This is a genomic window from Klebsiella sp. K47, from assembly GCF_051858335.1.
Taxonomy (GTDB): Bacteria; Pseudomonadota; Gammaproteobacteria; order Enterobacterales; family Enterobacteriaceae; genus Klebsiella; species Klebsiella pneumoniae.
The window spans coordinates 85,695-103,034 of the sequence record NZ_JBPYUI010000011.1; the positions used below are offsets into that span (position 1 = coordinate 85,695).

At 56.5% G+C, this 17,340-nt stretch carries 15 protein-coding genes; 1 reads left to right on the top strand and 14 read right to left on the bottom strand.

The window, feature by feature from the left end:
- Positions 1–68 precede the first annotated feature (68 nt).
- Positions 69–1,646, bottom strand: coding sequence for a glutamine-hydrolyzing GMP synthase (gene guaA / locus RRF55_RS12920; RefSeq protein ID WP_004151979.1), 1,578 nt, complete (start codon positions 1,644–1,646; stop codon positions 69–71).
- Positions 1,647–1,713: 67 nt separating this feature from the next.
- Positions 1,714–3,180: an IMP dehydrogenase gene (guaB, locus tag RRF55_RS12925; protein ID WP_004151980.1), complete on the bottom strand. Its 1,467-nt coding sequence runs from the start codon at positions 3,178–3,180 to the stop codon at positions 1,714–1,716.
- Between the two features lie 158 nt (positions 3,181–3,338).
- Here guaB and xseA point away from each other — a divergent pair, with 158 nt between their 5' ends.
- Positions 3,339–4,730 carry an exodeoxyribonuclease VII large subunit gene (gene xseA / locus RRF55_RS12930; RefSeq protein ID WP_004149333.1) on the top strand — a complete coding sequence of 464 codons (1,392 nt, stop codon included), beginning with the start codon at positions 3,339–3,341 and terminating at the stop codon, positions 4,728–4,730.
- Here the strand turns inward: xseA and RRF55_RS12935 are convergent.
- From RRF55_RS12935 to ndk, 12 genes are all read right to left on the bottom strand, one after another.
- A complete protein-coding gene (locus RRF55_RS12935; protein ID WP_004201901.1) occupies positions 4,714–4,932 on the bottom strand; it encodes a zinc ribbon domain-containing protein in 219 nt (72 codons plus the stop codon). The two genes, xseA and RRF55_RS12935, sit on opposite strands and share 17 nt — an antisense overlap.
- A 49-nt stretch (positions 4,933–4,981) precedes the next feature.
- The gene (locus RRF55_RS12940; RefSeq protein ID WP_032415359.1) at positions 4,982–6,061 is read right to left on the bottom strand and encodes a Gfo/Idh/MocA family oxidoreductase; all 1,080 of its coding nucleotides are present in this window, start codon (positions 6,059–6,061) and stop codon (positions 4,982–4,984) included.
- Positions 6,062–6,244: 183 nt separating this feature from the next.
- On the bottom strand, positions 6,245–6,724 hold the full coding sequence (locus RRF55_RS12945) for an Hcp family type VI secretion system effector (protein ID WP_032444743.1): 480 nt from the start codon (positions 6,722–6,724) through the stop codon (positions 6,245–6,247).
- 221 nt (positions 6,725–6,945) lie between these two features.
- A complete protein-coding gene (locus RRF55_RS12950; protein WP_032438070.1) occupies positions 6,946–7,638 on the bottom strand; it encodes a hypothetical protein in 693 nt (230 codons plus the stop codon).
- 366 nt (positions 7,639–8,004) lie between these two features.
- Positions 8,005–9,483: a ribosome biogenesis GTPase Der gene (der, locus tag RRF55_RS12955; protein WP_004144309.1), complete on the bottom strand. Its 1,479-nt coding sequence runs from the start codon at positions 9,481–9,483 to the stop codon at positions 8,005–8,007.
- Positions 9,484–9,596: 113 nt separating this feature from the next.
- Positions 9,597–10,775, bottom strand: coding sequence for an outer membrane protein assembly factor BamB (gene bamB, locus RRF55_RS12960; RefSeq protein ID WP_002913889.1), 1,179 nt, complete (start codon positions 10,773–10,775; stop codon positions 9,597–9,599).
- 10 nt (positions 10,776–10,785) lie between these two features.
- Positions 10,786–11,406, bottom strand: coding sequence for a YfgM family protein (locus RRF55_RS12965; protein WP_002913890.1), 621 nt, complete (start codon positions 11,404–11,406; stop codon positions 10,786–10,788).
- Positions 11,407–11,440: 34 nt separating this feature from the next.
- Positions 11,441–12,715, bottom strand: a complete 1,275-nt coding sequence (gene hisS / locus RRF55_RS12970) for a histidine--tRNA ligase (protein WP_004149335.1) — start codon at positions 12,713–12,715, stop codon at positions 11,441–11,443.
- 91 nt (positions 12,716–12,806) lie between these two features.
- Positions 12,807–13,928 carry a flavodoxin-dependent (E)-4-hydroxy-3-methylbut-2-enyl-diphosphate synthase gene (gene ispG, locus RRF55_RS12975; protein ID WP_002913892.1) on the bottom strand — a complete coding sequence of 374 codons (1,122 nt, stop codon included), beginning with the start codon at positions 13,926–13,928 and terminating at the stop codon, positions 12,807–12,809.
- A 26-nt stretch (positions 13,929–13,954) separates the two neighbouring features.
- Positions 13,955–14,950, bottom strand: coding sequence for a cytoskeleton protein RodZ (gene rodZ / locus RRF55_RS12980; RefSeq protein WP_004149336.1), 996 nt, complete (start codon positions 14,948–14,950; stop codon positions 13,955–13,957).
- A gap of 276 nt (positions 14,951–15,226) precedes the next feature.
- A complete protein-coding gene (locus RRF55_RS12985) occupies positions 15,227–16,393 on the bottom strand; it encodes a bifunctional tRNA (adenosine(37)-C2)-methyltransferase TrmG/ribosomal RNA large subunit methyltransferase RlmN (RefSeq protein ID WP_002913894.1) in 1,167 nt (388 codons plus the stop codon).
- 483 nt (positions 16,394–16,876) lie between these two features.
- Entirely contained in the window at positions 16,877–17,308 is a 432-nt protein-coding gene (gene ndk / locus RRF55_RS12990) for a nucleoside-diphosphate kinase (protein ID WP_004144312.1), read from the bottom strand.
- Positions 17,309–17,340: the final 32 nt, after the last annotated feature.

The window sequence follows — 17,340 nt, forward strand, 5'->3', positions numbered from 1 at the left end:
ATGTAGCAGCTATAAAAAAACCCTCTGTAAACACAGAGGGTTTCGTTTCATTCAGCTAACGCCGGGGATTATTCCCACTCAATCGTTGCTGGCGGCTTGCCGCTGATGTCATACACCACGCGGGAGATACCGTTCACTTCATTGATGATACGGTTGGAGACGCGGCCGAGGAAATCGTACGGCAGGTGTGCCCAGTGCGCGGTCATGAAGTCGATGGTTTCCACCGCACGCAGGGAAACCACCCAGTCGTATTTACGGCCATCGCCCATCACGCCGACGGAACGAACCGGCAGGAACACAGTGAACGCCTGGCTGACTTTGTTATACAGGTCAGCTTTGTGCAGCTCTTCGATGAAGATAGCGTCCGCACGACGCAGCAGGTCGCAGTACTCTTTCTTCACTTCGCCCAGCACGCGCACGCCAAGGCCGGGGCCCGGGAACGGGTGACGGTAGAGCATGTCGTACGGCAGGCCCAGTTCCAGGCCGATCTTACGCACTTCGTCTTTGAACAGCTCACGCAGCGGCTCAACCAGGCCCATCTTCATCTCTTTCGGCAGGCCGCCCACGTTGTGGTGAGATTTGATGACGTGCGCTTTACCGGTGGCGGAAGCGGCAGATTCGATAACGTCAGGGTAGATGGTACCCTGCGCCAGCCATTTGACGTCGTCCAGCTTCAGCGCTTCTTCGTCGAACACTTCCACGAAAACGCGACCGATAATTTTACGCTTCGCTTCCGGATCGCTTTCACCCGCCAGCGCGTCGAGGAAACGCTGCTCGCCTTCAACGTGAACAATGTTCAGGCCAAAGTGGTCGCCGAACATCTCCATCACCTGCTGCGCTTCGTTCAGGCGCAGCAGACCGTTGTCCACGAATACGCAGGTCAGGTTTTTGCCGATAGCGCGGTGCAGCAGCATCGCGGTCACCGAAGAGTCCACACCGCCGGAGAGGCCGAGGATCACTTTGTCGTCGCCAACCTGCTGACGGATACGCTCAACGGCGTCGTCAATGATTTTCGCCGGGGTCCACAGCGCTTCGCACTGGCAGATGTCGCGCACGAAGCGCTCCAGCATACGCATTCCCTGACGGGTGTGGGTCACTTCCGGGTGGAACTGCACGCCGTAGAAGCGTTTTTCTTCGTTGGCCATAATGGCGAACGGGCAGTTGTCGGTGCTGGCGACGGTTACGAAGTCCGCTGGGATGGCGGTCACTTTGTCGCCGTGGCTCATCCACACGTCCAGCAGCGGTTTGCCGTCTGCGGTCAGGGAATCTTCGATACCGCGCACCAGCGCGCTGTCGTTAACCACTTCAACCTGTGCGTAACCAAACTCACGCTCGTTAGAACCTTCTACATGGCCGCCCAGCTGCATCGCCATGGTCTGCATGCCGTAGCAGACGCCAAATACCGGCACGCCGGCTTCGAACACATACTGCGGCGCGCGCGGGCTGTTCTCTTCGGTGGTGCTTTCCGGGCCGCCGGAAAGAATGATGCCGCTTGGATTAAATTCGCGGATCTGTGCTTCCGTGACATCCCATGCCCACAGCTCACAGTAGACGCCCAGCTCACGCACGCGACGCGCCACCAGCTGAGTATACTGAGACCCGAAGTCGAGGATGAGGATGCGATGTTTATGAATGTTTTCCGTCATTGACGCTAATTCCGAGGCAAGTGAAACAGAGTAAATAAATCGCCCGACGCAAGGTCGGGCGAAGAAATCAGGAGCCCAGACGGTAGTTCGGGGACTCTTTGGTGATGGTCACGTCGTGAACGTGGCTTTCCTGAATGCCCGCACCGCTGATGCGTACGAATTCAGCTTTGGTACGCAGCAGATCAATGGTACCACAGCCGGTCAGACCCATACAGGAACGCAGACCGCCCATCTGCTGGTGAATGATCTCTTTCAGGCGGCCTTTATAGGCCACGCGGCCTTCGATACCTTCCGGCACCAGTTTGTCAGCGGCGTTATCGCTCTGGAAATAGCGATCAGAGGAGCCTTTGGACATCGCGCCAAGGGAGCCCATCCCGCGGTAGGATTTGTAAGAGCGACCCTGATAGAGTTCGATTTCACCCGGGGACTCTTCGGTACCCGCCAGCATGGAGCCAACCATCACCGCCGCCGCACCGGCGGCGATCGCTTTGGCGATATCGCCGGAGAAACGGATACCGCCGTCAGCGATAACCGGAATACCGGTCCCTTCCAGCGCTTCCACCGCGTCGGAAACAGCAGTGATCTGCGGCACACCCACGCCGGTGACGATACGGGTAGTACAGATGGAGCCCGGGCCGATGCCCACTTTCACCGCGCTGCAGCCGGCTTCCGCCAGCGCGCGTGCGCCTGCGCCAGTGGCAACGTTGCCGCCGATGATCTGCAGGTCAGGATATTTCGCGCGCGTTTCACGGATACGCTGCAGAACGCCTTCTGAGTGACCGTGCGAGGAGTCGATCAGCAGAACGTCAACGCCTGCCGCTACCAACGCGTCTACGCGCTCTTCGTTGCCGGCACCAGCGCCGACCGCCGCGCCTACGCGCAGACGGCCCTGCTCATCTTTACAGGCGTTCGGTTTACGTTCTGCTTTCTGGAAGTCTTTGACGGTGATCATGCCGCGCAGGTGGAAGCTCTCATCCACGACCAGCGCTTTCTCAACGCGTTTTTCGTGCATCTTAGCGAAGACCACTTCACGGCTTTCGCCTTCACGAACGGTGACCAGACGCTCTTTCGGCGTCATGTAGACGCTGACCGGCTGGTTCAGATCGGTGACGAAACGCACGTCGCGGCCGGTGATGATGCCAACCAGCTCGTTTTCTTCGGTAACCACCGGGTAGCCGGCGAAACCGTTGCGCTCGGTCAGCTCTTTCACTTCACGCAGAGTGGTCGTCGGCAGAACAGTCTGCGGGTCGGTGACCACGCCGGACTCATGTTTCTTCACGCGACGAACTTCTTCCGCCTGGCGCTCGATGGACATGTTTTTGTGAATAAAGCCGATGCCGCCTTCCTGTGCCAGGGCAATAGCCAGACGCGCTTCCGTTACGGTATCCATGGCTGCGGAGAGCATAGGAATATTCAGACGAATGGTTTTCGTCAGCTGAGTGCTGAGATCGGCAGTATTCGGCAGAACGGTAGAATGAGCGGGAACGAGGAGGACGTCGTCAAACGTCAGGGCTTCTTTAGCGATACGTAGCATGGGCAATATCTCGACCAGGGTGGATAAATATTGCCGTGGCATTATACAGAGCGTAACCGATTGCATCTACCCTTTTTTGCAAATAATACTTGCCATCCCCTCTGAGCGCGTTACTATCGACTGAATAACCTGCTGATTTAAAGTTTGATCTTGCTCACATGTTACCCTCTCAATCCCCCGCAATTTTTACCGTAAGCCGCCTCAATCAGACGGTGCGTTTGCTGCTTGAGCGCGAAATGGGCCAGGTTTGGATCAGCGGCGAGATCTCTAACTTCAGCCAGCCTTCTTCCGGCCACTGGTACTTCACCTTAAAAGACGATAACGCCCAGGTGCGCTGCGCGATGTTCCGCAACAGCAACCGCCGGGTGACGTTTCGCCCACAGCACGGGCAGCAGGTGCTGGTTCGCGCCAACATCACGCTGTATGAGCCGCGCGGCGACTACCAGATTATCGTCGAAAGCATGCAGCCCGCCGGCGAAGGGTTATTACAGCAGAAGTATGAGCAGCTCAAAGCGCAGTTAACGGCGGAAGGACTGTTCGAGCAAAAACATAAGCAGGCGCTCCCCTCTCCCGCCCACTGCGTCGGCGTCATCACCTCGAAAACCGGTGCCGCGCTGCACGATATTCTCCATGTCCTCAGGCGCCGCGATCCCGGGCTGCCGGTGATCATCTACCCAACCGCGGTCCAGGGTGACGACGCCCCCGGGCAGATTGTGCGCGCCATCGCGCTGGCCAACGCGCGCCAGGAGTGTGACGTACTGATTGTCGGACGCGGCGGCGGTTCGCTGGAGGATCTGTGGAGTTTTAACGATGAGCGGGTGGCGCGGGCGATTTTCGCCAGCCAGATCCCTATCGTCAGCGCCGTCGGCCATGAAACCGACGTCACGATCGCTGATTTTGTTGCCGACCTGCGGGCACCGACTCCCTCAGCCGCCGCGGAAATCGTCAGCCGCAACCAGCAGGAGCTGCTGCGCCAGCTGCAGTCCGGACAGCAGCGGCTGGAAATGGCGATGGACTATTTCCTCGCCAGTCGCCAGCGCCGTTTTACCCAGCTGTTCCATCGCCTGCAGCAACAGCATCCACAGCTGCGCTTGGCCCGCCAGCAGACCGCCCTGGAACGCCTGCGCCAGCGGATGCGTATCGCCGTGGAGTCACAGCTTAAGCGCGCAGAACAGCGGCAAAAGCGCACCGTTCAGCGTCTGAATCACTACAACCCGCAGCCACGGATCCACCGCGCGCAGTCGCGGATCCAGCAGCTGGAATACCGGCTGGCGGAAATTATGCGTGGCCGCCTCAGCGAGCGGCGTGAACGGTTTGGCAACGCGGTGACCCATCTGGAGGCGGTGAGCCCCTTAGCCACCCTGGCGCGGGGCTACAGCGTCACCTCGGTGAGCGACGGTACGGTGCTGAAGCAGACAAAACAGGTCAAAACCGGCGATCTGCTCACCACCCGCCTGAAAGACGGCTGGGTCGAAAGCGAAGTGAAGCAGATCGCGCCGGTGAAAAAAACGCGGGCCAGAAAGCCTTCACCCACTAAACCAGCGGAATAAATTCCACCCGTTTTTTCGAGATAAGGCCATGCCCATGCTGGCAAAAGTAATCCACCGCGCCGCACGCCTTCAGCACCTCCAGCGGCTGGTGGCATTCCGGGCAGCGGGCCTCGAGGGCAAACACCCTTTCGCACTGGGCGCAATGCGCGCTACTGCCTTTGACATCTAACGGCGCGTGGCACAGAGGGCAATCAAGTTCCATAACCATTCCTTTCAACGTTTATCTGCACCTATTTTATCATGTTCCGGGTTTAATGCGGGCCGCGTAATTGCTGCTGCAACCTGAGCAGCCATTCCACTTCCTCAAGCCTACGCTGCGTTAGCCCGGCCACGCTGTCCGGCGCCCGGATAAACAAATTATCCGCGCCGAGGATCTGCTCATCAAGACAGTGCGTATAGATCGCCCCGGGCCGGGTCCAGCGCTGCACCCGCTCGCCGTCCTGTAGCGTCACCACTTCGCCCTCAGGGGCGCGATCGAGGGTAATTATTCGCCCGTCCCGCAGTCCTATCCGCATTCCCTTTTGCCCGCCCGCGGGACCCGCGTATTTGTTGAGCCAGATATTGAGCGGGATAGTGCCCAGGGTTCCCTGCAGATGCGCCTCCCCCTCGGCAGTGCTCGTATCCCCAGGAGCAATGTCATGGCCGAGGCGGTCTTTCGCCACCCGAAGGGAAAGGCTCAGCGCCGTATCGCCTCCGCTGGCGTGCAGGGTTTCGCGGAGCATCGCCAGGACATGGGTGCCGATATCGAGGATCACCCCATCAGGGTGACGCAGCTGCCGGGTATCCAGCTCCCCGGTGGCAAAATTGAGTGCGACCGGCTCACCAGCGCTGTTAAAGCCGCTTGGCTCCTGCAAATAACCTTCGATCCAGACGATATCCTGCGCTGACAGGTGCGGCGGAGGCAGGCCGCTGGCCTCCCCTTCCGCCCGCCACAGCGGGCCAGGAGCGTTCAGCGCAACGCCTCGCGCCATCCAGTGGTCAAGAGCCAGCACCCGCGCGGCCTGCTCAGGCGGCGCCAGCAGCGCCCGCAGCCGGGCGGCCTGCTCAAGGTTGGCCACGATCGGCTTTTCTACCACGATGCGAGAAATGCCGCTGGTTAACGCCCTCTCCAGTACGGGCAGATGCTGAAGTGATGAGGTGGTAATGAAGAGCGTATCCAGGGGTTCGGCCAGCAGCGCCGACAGCGAACTACAGCGCTGGATCCCCGGCAGCGCTCTGCTGCAGTCCAGGTCATAGCCCTGGCAGCGGTCGATGACGTCCCCCAGGCGACGCAGCGCCGGTAAATAGGCGGTTTCCACCACCGCGCCGAGGCCGATAAAACCAATCTGCATAGTAAGTCCACCTTTGAGCCGCTCTGTTCCCGGCGAAGTATCGCGGGATTATGGCGGAAGGTTTTGACATTTACCGGCATGGCGGCCACAAAAACCCACCAATATGAATTTCAACTTTGAATTGATGTATAAAATTGTACCTACTACGAGATACCTGGCATTTTTTGCGTGAATATAATGAAGTCATGCACAACGACGGTCATTCCATGAGTCGCAGTAGTAAATATTTCCGTCCATGTATTTCCAGGTGATCGCCTCATAACGCATCTCGAGCGTTTCCAGGTGGGTACTGCTCATACCAGTAGGTGATAAATACGGCGCAACCGTAGTGACTTTGACGTTCTCCAGGATGATGTTGAAATACTCGGCCTCAATGCCCGCCTCCAGAATGCGATACATCTTTATAATCGCCTTCTTCATCGGGCGCCCCTCACACACGGCACGATACAAAAGCGGTGTTGTCTGATCGAATTCCTTCACTATCGACACAGGACGATGTATTCGCGTACCTGTCAGTTTTCCCCAGCTTGGATCAACTGGAATAGTAATACCATGAGAGAATGATTTTAACTCAATAGATCCAAGACGCGTTGGCATCATGCAGCTTCCAATGATCGGCGAACCGTTTTCATCTTCAAGCCATAAATGTGCGGGAGTAGACATACAATTTCCTTATCATAAATAACGTTAGAATTACCATTTCACATAGCGCCCAAAGATAATAATCATAAGTACAGCGAATATACCAACAGGCCAAACCGGCCCCTCAGGAAAAATTTGAAAAAAAACCACTGCAAATATGACAATGCAAAGTGGCGGGGCATACAGCGAAATTAATTGCTGGAACAACCACAAAAGCGCTCTTTTAATAAATGACATCATCACTACCTAATCATTCTTTCGATGATATTAGCGAGCTCTGCCTCTGAAGCCCATTGGGCTTTAAAAGCGTCGGCATGTTCAAATAATGGCGCCACCAGGAAATACATCATTTCAAGTTCTTGTTCGTATAGTATAGTAAAGAATGCAGGATAACAGATTCGGAGACGCTCAGCGCTATCTGCAGCCCTCTGCACAACGCCATACATGCCAGCCACTGTAACGGCGACCCCCGCAGAACGCCCAGCAATCGCTCCCATATCAAGGCTTAATTTCATGCCTACCGAAACACAGGTAGCCGTAGCTAAAACAAATCCAGATTTGGTTAGAGAGTCTGCAGCGATATGAATGTTAACAGCCATCAGAATTCTTTTAATATGCTCTAACTGCTCTGTTGTTTTGTGCTTAAATATTTCTTCAAAATATATTTTCAGCATTTCATATACAATATTCTTACGCTGTAAAAGATGGTAGATACCTTTAGCAAATCTAACATCCTCATTCTTCTGCTTTTTACATACATCCTGATACTCATCAGTAAAACAGGATGTATAATATAGGATTCGAGTAACGCCAGCACCTATTGTTTTAACCTGACCGGAAACCCGTTGTTCTATGCCTGAAACAGCGCGATCAAGTTTCATTGCGAGAATTTTATTGGCCTGTAAATAGCTGATGACAACATTGCTGTAATACATAATCGCTCCTTGCCGATTAATTTCCCCATCCTGGGAAGAACCGCAATTTACCACAATACTCAGCCATAAAGTAGACTCTCCAGTTTCTCCCATATTACAGAAGAGCGACACCGTGGATTTTCTCCGATATATCCAGATGCGTTTTCTCTCGTATCATTGCGATAACTTTCTGCGTATATATTATCATAGCGTACTCAAACAATTGCTTGAGCAAGCGAAGCTGGCAAATGAGAAATCTCATAGGATACGTGCAGATATACATGCCAATCATGCGCGTTGTTGCGTCGCTACAATCGGCCTTAATAAAAAAGCCCGGCAGAGCGGGCTTTGAAGGATTCATGTTGGTGGGTAAATCTTGCTGATAGCTTATTTGCTTTTCTTGATGTGCTTGATCAAGCGCTTACGTTTACGCATCTGGTTCGGCGTCAGGGTGTTACGCTTGTTAGCGAACGGGTTTTCCCCTTCCTTGAACTGGATCCGGATTGGCGTGCCCATCACGTCCAGGGATTTACGGAAGTAGTTCATCAGATAGCGCTTGTAGGAATCCGGCAGATCCTTGACCTGGTTACCGTGGATCACCACGATAGGCGGGTTGTAGCCCCCGGCGTGGGCGTATTTCAGCTTCACGCGACGGCCACGCACCAGCGGTGGCTGATGATCTTCCGCCGCCATGTTCATGATCCGGGTCAGCATCGCGGTGCTTACGCGGCGCGTAGCGCTGTCGTAGGCTTCGCGTACCGATTCAAACAGGTTGCCGACGCCGCTGCCGTGCAGGGCGGAGATGAAGTGCACCCGGGCAAAGTCGATAAAGCCCAGACGATAGTCGAGGGTCTCCTTCACCTGCTCCTTCACTTCCTGACTCAGGCCATCCCACTTGTTAACGACGATCACCAGCGAACGGCCGCTGTTAAGAATAAAGCCCAGCAGCGAGAGGTCCTGGTCGGAGATCCCTTCGCGAGCATCGATCACCAGCAGCACGACGTTGGCGTCTTCAATCGCCTGCAGCGTTTTGATCACCGAGAACTTTTCCACTACGTCGGTGATTTTCCCGCGCTTGCGCACCCCAGCGGTATCGATGAGCACGTATTCGCGCTCGTCACGCTGCATCGGGATATAAATGCTGTCACGGGTGGTGCCCGGCATATCGTAGACCACCACGCGATCTTCACCGAGGATGCGATTGGTGAGGGTTGATTTACCGACATTAGGACGTCCGACAATCGCCAGCTTGATCGGCAGATCCTGCGGATTGAAGTCGTCTTCCGGCTCTTCTTCCGCTTCGCCATTCTGCTCGGCTTCGAATTTCGCCCAGTATTCGGCGTCTTCATCCACTTCTTCCTGCGGATTAACCTCATCTACCCATGGCAGCAGGGCCTGCTCCAGCAGGCTGGTCACGCCGCGGCCGTGCGAAGCGGCAATCGGATAGATATCGCCCAGGCCGAGCGACCAGAAGTCCGCCATTGCCTGGTCGACGTCGATGCCGTCGGTTTTGTTAGCCACCAGGAAGGTGGGCTTTTCACGAGAGCGCAGGTGTTTAGCGATCGCGATGTCCGCCGGCATCAGGCCCGCGCGCGCATCGACCATAAACAGCACCACATCGGCCTCTTCGATTGCCAGCAGCGACTGCTCCGCCATCCGGGTTTCCACGCCCTCTTCCGTACCATCAATACCACCGGTATCGATACAGATGAATTCGCGGCCTTCGACTTCGGCCCGACCGTACTTACGGTCACGAGTCAGCCCCGGGAAATCCGCAACCAGCGCATCACGAGTGCGCGTCAGGCGGTTAAAGAGCGTGGATTTTCCAACGTTAGGGCGCCCGACAAGCGCGACCACAGGTATCATGTTAAATGCCTCATACAATCACTAAGCAACATCGTCTTAACGACGTTTTTAAAAAAGTCAAAACGGCCCCTGTCTGCCAGGGGCCGTTTCTTAATCACTCACGACAGCGGTAATTAACGCGTAATCGCGTACAGCGTACCGTCTTTCGCCTGGATCAGCAGTCGACCATCGGCAACCACCGGGTCGGTCAGGAAGCCGGAGCTGTCCACTTTCTGCTGCGCCACAAAATGGCCATCTTCCGGATTAACCCAGTGCATGTAGCCTTCGCTATCGCCGACGACCAGATTGCCATTATACAACACCGGCGCGGTCAGCAAACGGTGCAGCAGATCGCTTTGCGTCCACAGGGTTACACCGCCGTCGGTGGTCAGCGCCAGCAGGCGATCGTTCTGGTCAACCAGGTAGATACGGTTACCATCGACGATGAAATCATTCACCGAACCCAGCTCGCGTTTCCACATAATCTGGCCGCTACGCAGGTCCAGCGCGGTCAGGTTGCCGTTATAAGCCAGCGCATAAACCACACCGTTAACGATGATCGGCGTCGTGTCGACGTCGTTCAGGCGGTCAATTTCCGTCGGGCCGGTGGCCGTAGAAATACGCTGCTGCCAAATCATCTGCCCCTGCTGCATCAATACTGCACTGACGCGGCCGTTATCGCCGCCGACGATCGCCGCGCCGTAGGCGGTCGCAGGCGCAGACTCGCCGCGCAGGGAGAGCGCCGGCATATCGAGGTTAACGGTCCACTTCACGGCCCCATCGGTCTCGTTTAGCGCCTGCAGCTGGCCGTTGCTGGTATGCACCAGCACCATGCCATCGCTCACCACCGGACGCGACAGCGCCTCGCCGGCGACACGGGTTTGCCAGGCCACGGTACCATCGCTGGTATTCAGCGCATAAAGCTGCGCTTTCTCGCTGCCGATATAAACATGGCCGCCAGAGACGGTCACCCCGCCGGAAAGCAGCGCTGGCGTGCGCGAGAACCAGCCATCTTTCTCCGCCAGATTCACCGACCACACCTCTTTGCCGTCGTCGGCGTTCAGCGCTTTGACGGTGCCTTTACGGTCAGCAGCATACACTACGCCGTCGGCAAAGGCCGGATGAAGGTTAGAGTAAAATTCGCCGATACCATCGCCAACCGAGGTGCTCCAGGACGTGGACGGCGTAAACTGATTTTCTACCGTCGGCAGCGGTGACATTTTCACCACATCTTCTTCGCTATTAAACAGCGAACACCCGCTCAGCAAGGTAACGGAAAGCAGCCCTGGCAACAGTAATTTACGCAATTGCATCGAGTCCCTCTCAGATGGACAAATTATTCATTTTCATACGCATCATTTCGCTGAGCGCAGGAGAAGCATCGCTTTTCACGCCAGCTTCCCACGCCGCACGGGCCCCTTGCTTATCGCCTTTGCTCAACAGAATTTCGCCGCGCAAATCGGCCACAATGGCGGTCCAGCCCTCACCTTTGATGCTGTCGAGGGTTTTCAGCGCCGCATCAGCCTGTTTCATTTGCAGCTGAACGCGGGCCAGACGCATACTGATAACCGATTTCAGATTATCATCAGATGCGGCCGCCAGCCCCTGCTGCAGCTGCTTTTCAGCGTTCGGCAGATCGTTCTGTTCAACAAAATGCTGTGCCAGCTCGAGAGAGGCGAAGGCGCCGTAGGTATTTTTATTGTCAGCCGCGAATTTCTCTGCCCCTGACAGCACTTCTGGCGTATTCGATTTCAGCGCGGAAGTCGCCTTCTCGTAAGCCAGCGACGCGTCTCTGGCGGTATCCTGCTGATGGGAGGTCCAGTAGCGCCAGCCAACCAGCGCGCCAATCCCTAAAATCACCCCGACCGCCAGCGCTTTGCCGTTTTCGGCAAAGAAGCGCTTCAGCGCATCGACCTGATCGTTCTCGTTGTTAAAAGTTTCCACGCAGTCCTTCTCCTGACTAATAATTCCCGGGAGATTAACCCAGAAGTGTGCGCAAATGCGCGGCAACGCTCTCCTGCGTTACGGTAGTTTGCTCACCTGAGCGTAAATCCTTCACTACCACGTTTCCGTCAGCGATCTCTGATTCACCGACCACCAGCGCGACGCGCGCCCCCCACTTGTCAGCGCGGGCGAACTGCTTCTTAAAGTTGCCGCCGCCGTGGTTGGTCATCAGCTTCACGCCGGGCAGCGCATCGCGAACCTGCTCAGCCAGACGCATTGCAGCAGACTGAGTATCGGTCCCGGAGGCTACCAGGTATATATCGACAACAGGATCGGCTTTAAATTCCGGATTCACTGCCTGGACCAGTAAAACAAGACGTTCCAGCCCCATGGCAAAACCCACGCCCGGGGTAGCGCGACCGCCCAGCTGCTCAACCAGGCCGTCGTAACGACCGCCGGCGCAGACAGTGCCCTGGGAACCAAGGCTGGTGGTCACCCACTCGAACACGGTGCGGTTATAGTAATCAAGGCCGCGCACCAGGCGCTGGTTGACGGTGTAGCGGATCCCGGCATCGTCAAGCAGCGCGCACAGGCCGGCAAAGTGGGCTTTCGACTCTTCGTCAAGATAATCGCCGAGCGCCGGCGCGTCGTTGAGCAGCGCCTGCACGTCCGGGTTTTTGGAGTCCAGCACCCGCAGCGGGTTGGTATACATCCGGCGTTTACTGTCTTCATCCAGTTTATCGGTAAACTGCTCCAGGTATGCCACCAGCGCGTCGCGGTAGTTGGCGCGCGCTTCCAGCGAACCGATGGAGTTCAGCTCCAGGCTGACGTGCTCGGAGATGCCCAGCTCACGCCACCAGCGCGCGGTCAGCATAATCAGCTCCGCGTCGATGTCCGGGCCCTGCAGGCCAAACACTTCGGCGCCGATCTGATGGAACTGGCGGTAGCGACCTTTCTGCGGGCGCTCGTGACGGAACATTGGCCCGACGTACCACAGACGCTGTTCTTGATTGTACAGCAGACCATGTTCGATGCCGGCACGTACGCAGCCCGCCGTCCCTTCCGGACGCAGCGTCAGGCTGTCGCCATTGCGGTCTTCGAAGGTATACATCTCTTTTTCAACCACGTCGGTCACTTCGCCGATCGCGCGTTTGAATAACGGGGTCTGCTCTACAATCGGCAAACGGATTTCGCTGTAACCGTAGCTACCGAGCACCTGCTTCAGTGAGCCTTCAATGCGCTGCCAGAGAGCGGTTTCGCCCGGCAGATAATCGTTCATGCCACGGATGGCTTGAATGTTCTTTGCCACGTTTATTCTCTTTATATATACAAAAATGAACCCCGGCGCCTCGCGCCCGCAGGTTCAATCATACACGGGAAGCGTATCGCTTCCCAACACGTTATTTTGCTTCAACCTGTTGAACGTCAATCCGACGGGCTTCATCGAGCATCGAGGCTTTGGCGCGGATCCGCGCTTCCAGCTGGTCGATCATGTCGTTGTTGTCCAGGCGATCTTTACGCACGCCGTCTTCATACAGGCCGCTTTTCTTGTTGCCGCCGGTGACGCCAAGGGTGGAGACCAGCGCTTCGCCCGGGCCGTTCACCACGCAACCGATGATCGAAACATCCATCGGGGTGATGATATCTTCCAGACGCTGCTCCAGAGCATTCACCGTACCGATAACGTCAAACTCCTGGCGTGAACAGGTCGGGCAGGCGATAAAGTTAATGCCGCGGGAACGAATACGCAGAGATTTGAGGATATCGAAGCCGACCTTGATCTCTTCCACCGGATCCGCCGCCAGCGAGACGCGCAGCGTATCGCCGATCCCCTCGGACAGCAGTAGTCCCAGACCGATCGCCGATTTTACCGCGCCGCTGCGCGCGCCGCCCGCTTCGGTGATCCCGAGATGCAGCGGCTGATCGATCTGTTTCGCCAGCAGACGATAGGATTCCACCGCCAGGAAGACATCGGAGGCTTTAACGCTGACTTTAAACTGATCGAAGTTCAGACGATCGAGATGATCGACATGACGCATGGCGGATTCGAGCAGCGCCTGCGGCGTCGGCTCGCCATATTTTTCCTGCAGATCTTTTTCCAGCGAGCCGGCGTTGACGCCGATGCGGATCGGGATGTTTTTATCGCGAGCGCAATCTACAACCATGCGGATGCGCTCTTCGTTGCCGATGTTGCCCGGGTTGATACGCAGGCAGTCGACGCCATATTCCGCCACTTTCAGCGCAATACGGTAGTCAAAGTGGATATCGGCGACCAGCGGGACGTTAACCTGCTGTTTGATAAGTTTGAACGCCTCAGCAGCGTCCATCGTCGGAACAGAGACACGGACAATGTCCGCGCCTACGCGCTCTAACGCTTTGATTTGATTTACGGTCGCCGCCACATCGGTGGTGCGCGTATTGGTCATTGACTGAACGGCGATGGGAGCCCCATCGCCAATTGGCACATTACCAACGTAAATACGTTTAGATTTTCTACGTTGAATCGGAGCCTGGTTATGCATGAAAAATCTCCCGCGTTACCCGTCTGTTACTGCGCCGGTGATGATTCGGCATTGAGGGTCAGACGCGCAACCTGGTTAGTTCTGATAAAACGACTTAAATCGACAGGCTTGCCCAGATACTGGATCTGTACCGCGGCCGGGGCGCCAATTTTCAGCTTATACGGTGCCTGACCGCTCAGGTTCAGGTTACCGCCTTTACGCTGCAGGCCGCTGAACAGTTTTTTACCGGTGGCATCGCTCACTTCCAGCCAGCAGTCGGCGGAAAAGTTCATCACCAGATCCTGCGCCGACGCCGCCGGAGTCGTGACGTTCGCCTGATCGGTCGGCAACGGCGAGGCTGGGGTGGTAGCCGGAGCTGCCGGCGTCGTCCCCGCGGTATCGACATTGGCCTGGGAAGGCGCCACGACAGCGTTATTATCTGCTGGCGTCTGGGCCGGCGCGCTGGTGGTCGGTGCGCTGGCGGTATCGGTTGGCGCGCTGTTCGCGGCGCTATCGGCGGTCGGGGCTGCAGGGGCGCTGGTATCCAGCGGCACGTTCTGGCTGTTGGCGTCGCCGCCGTTCAGCTCTGCGGAAGACTGATCGGCCATAGTCGAAATCTCTTCCTGCTGCGCCTTATGGTCTTGCCACCACCAGGCGCCGCTCAGACCGATAACCACAAACAGCACCAGCCAGGTGAAGCTCATCAGCCAGCCGTCGCGCTTTTTGCGGCGCTTGCCTAAAGAGAAACTCTGCATTGGCGCGACTTTCGCCGCGCGGATGGGCGCCTGCTTGGCCATCATCGGCAGCAGCTCGTCTTCTGGAATATGTACGAGGCGAGCGTAGGAGCGGATGTACCCGCGCAGGAAGGTGGAGGCGAGGTCGGCGGGGGCCTTATCGTCTTCAATATCACGAACCGTGGACACCTTCAGGCATAAGCGTTCGGCCACCGCTTGCTGGCTAAGTCCGAGTTGTTCGCGGGCGTGACGCAGACGCGCGCCCGTGGTGTTTGCTTCTTGATGATCTTGAGTGGCTTCAGTATTCATTCGCTACAACTACTGGTACGTGAAATTTAAAGTTCAGCGCGGGAAAAAGCCGGCGCCGCGAGACATCTGTGCTACGTCAGCCTCACAGTATAGGACTGTCAGCCGCGCGATCACAGAGACGAATCAAAATTGAATGCTAAGCGGTTGTTGTGCCGCTACATACTGCCTCAAAGTCGACAAAAACGCACCGTAATTATTCACCGAATCAGCGTATTTCGCCTGGCTATCGGCCATAAATATGACCCGTGCCGCCTGCGCTGCACGGGTCATCATTTGTCAGACCGCTTTTACGTCAATCGCTTCGCCCTGCATCCGCTTACGCAGCGTACGCTTGGTACGGTCAATGACGTCGCCCGCCAGCTGGCCGCAGGCGGCATCGATATCGTCGCCGCGCGTTTTACGCACGATGGTCGTAAAGCCGTACTCCATCAGGACTTTGGAGAAACGGTCGATGCGGCTGTTGGAGCTGCGGCCATACGGCGCGCCCGGGAACGGGTTCCATGGGATCAGGTTGATCTTGCACGGCGTATCTTTCAGCAGCGCCGCCAGCTCATGGGCGTGCTCGGTGCCGTCGTTGACGTGATCCAGCATCACGTACTCGATGGTCACCCGGCCCTGGTTGGCGTTGGACTTCGAAATATAGCCGCGCACCGAGTTGAGGAACGTCTCGATGTTGTACTTTTTGTTGATCGGGACGATTTCGTCGCGAATGGTGTCGTTCGGCGCGTGCAAGGAGATCGCCAGCGCAACGTCGATCATATCGCCGAGTTTATCCAGCGCCGGCACCACGCCGGAGGTAGACAAGGTCACACGACGCTTGGAAAGGCCAAAGCCGAAATCGTCGAGCATGATTTCCATCGCCGGAACGACGTTGTTGAGGTTCAGCAGCGGCTCGCCCATGCCCATCATTACTACGTTGGTAATGGGACGCACGCCGGTGGTCTTCACCGCGCCGACGATCTTCGCCGCGCGCCAGACCTGGCCGATAATTTCGGATACCCGCAGGTTGCGGTTAAAGCCCTGCTGGGCGGTGGAGCAGAATTTGCACTCCAGCGCGCAGCCTACCTGGGAGGAGACGCACAGGGTGGCGCGGTCTTCTTCCGGGATATAGACGGTCTCGACGCGCTGATCGCCAACGGCAATCGCCCATTTAATGGTCCCGTCGGTTGAGCGTTGCTCTTCAACCACTTCCGGGGCGCGGATCTCCGCCACTTCTTTCAGTTTACTGCGCAGGACTTTGTTGATGTCGGTCATCTCATCAAAGTCGTCGCAGCAGTAGTGATACATCCATTTCATCACCTGATCGGCGCGGAAAGGCTTCTCGCCCATGTTTTTGAAAAACTCGCGCATCTGCTGACGGTTTAAATCCAGCAGGTTGATTTTGGCATCTTTGTTCGGCACCGTCAGAGCGGCGGTATCAGGCGTGACAATTTGTTCAGACATAATATTTTCCGGCCTCGTTATTACACGTTATGGCCCCAGGTGGGTTGAAAAAGAAACGCCCCGGAGAGCGACTGCTCGTCCAGGGGCGCTATATTCTACAAATTCTGGCGCATCATTGCCACGTTTGCACAAAGCAATGAAAAAAAATCTGTAACTGACTGCTCAATCCTCTAAGGCTTTTCGTTTGTCGCAAGGCGGCAAGCAAGTGACAAATTCGTCGGGAACGAATTTGACCAGCCGTAGGCTGGCCTCCGGTGAGAGGCAGGAGCCTCTCATTAATCCCCGGGAGCATAGATAACTATGTGACCGGGGTGAACGCGCGCAGCCAACGCCGCGACGGTCGAAAAGACGAGGTTTGTATCTCCAAAGTATTTCAGGTCACAGCGAGACGGCGAGTTCGCAAATCCCCGGGAGCATAGATAACTATGTGACCGGGGTGCGCGAAGGAAGCCAACAATGCTGTGGCGTGAAAGACGCAGGAGATTAGCGAGTGCGCGGGCAAACCTCGCCTTCAGCAAAGAAGAACGCGATTTCGCGGGCAGCGGATTCTACAGAGTCGGAACCGTGGGTGCCGTTCTCGGTGAAGCTGTCAGCGTAGTCAGCGCGCAGAGTACCCGCCAGGGCGTTTGCCGGATTGGTGGCGCCCAGCAGGTCACGGTGACGCTGTACCGCATTTTCGCCTTCCAGAACGGAAACCACGATCGGGCCGGAGGTCATGAACTCAACCAGACCGTCGAAGAACGGGCGACCTTCGTGCTCAGCATAGAAACCACGAGCCTGTTCAACGGTCAGGTGCAGCATTTTGGTGCCGACGATTTTGAACCCTGCAGCTTCAAAGCGGGAAAAGATGCTGCCAATAACGTTTTTTGCCACCGCGTTTGGTTTGATGATGGAAAAAGTACGTTCAATAGCCATGATTACCTCTAATTAAATGTTCTGTTGTTGCA

Bases quoted from the DNA above. Each gene is read 5' to 3' on its own strand.
- guaA (WP_004151979.1), bottom strand. From the start codon at position 1,646: ATGACGGAAAACATTCATAAACATCGCATCCTCATCCTCGACTTCGGG.
- guaB (WP_004151980.1), bottom strand. From the start codon at position 3,180: ATGCTACGTATCGCTAAAGAAGCCCTGACGTTTGACGACGTCCTCCTC.
- xseA (WP_004149333.1), top strand. From the start codon at position 3,339: ATGTTACCCTCTCAATCCCCCGCAATTTTTACCGTAAGCCGCCTCAAT.
- RRF55_RS12935 (WP_004201901.1), bottom strand. From the start codon at position 4,932: ATGGAACTTGATTGCCCTCTGTGCCACGCGCCGTTAGATGTCAAAGGC.
- RRF55_RS12940 (WP_032415359.1), bottom strand. From the start codon at position 6,061: ATGCAGATTGGTTTTATCGGCCTCGGCGCGGTGGTGGAAACCGCCTAT.
- RRF55_RS12945 (WP_032444743.1), bottom strand. From the start codon at position 6,724: ATGTCTACTCCCGCACATTTATGGCTTGAAGATGAAAACGGTTCGCCG.
- RRF55_RS12950 (WP_032438070.1), bottom strand. From the start codon at position 7,638: ATGTATTACAGCAATGTTGTCATCAGCTATTTACAGGCCAATAAAATT.
- der (WP_004144309.1), bottom strand. From the start codon at position 9,483: ATGATACCTGTGGTCGCGCTTGTCGGGCGCCCTAACGTTGGAAAATCC.
- bamB (WP_002913889.1), bottom strand. From the start codon at position 10,775: ATGCAATTGCGTAAATTACTGTTGCCAGGGCTGCTTTCCGTTACCTTG.
- ispG (WP_002913892.1), bottom strand. From the start codon at position 13,928: ATGCATAACCAGGCTCCGATTCAACGTAGAAAATCTAAACGTATTTAC.
- rodZ (WP_004149336.1), bottom strand. From the start codon at position 14,950: ATGAATACTGAAGCCACTCAAGATCATCAAGAAGCAAACACCACGGGC.
- RRF55_RS12985 (WP_002913894.1), bottom strand. From the start codon at position 16,393: ATGTCTGAACAAATTGTCACGCCTGATACCGCCGCTCTGACGGTGCCG.
- ndk (WP_004144312.1), bottom strand. From the start codon at position 17,308: ATGGCTATTGAACGTACTTTTTCCATCATCAAACCAAACGCGGTGGCA.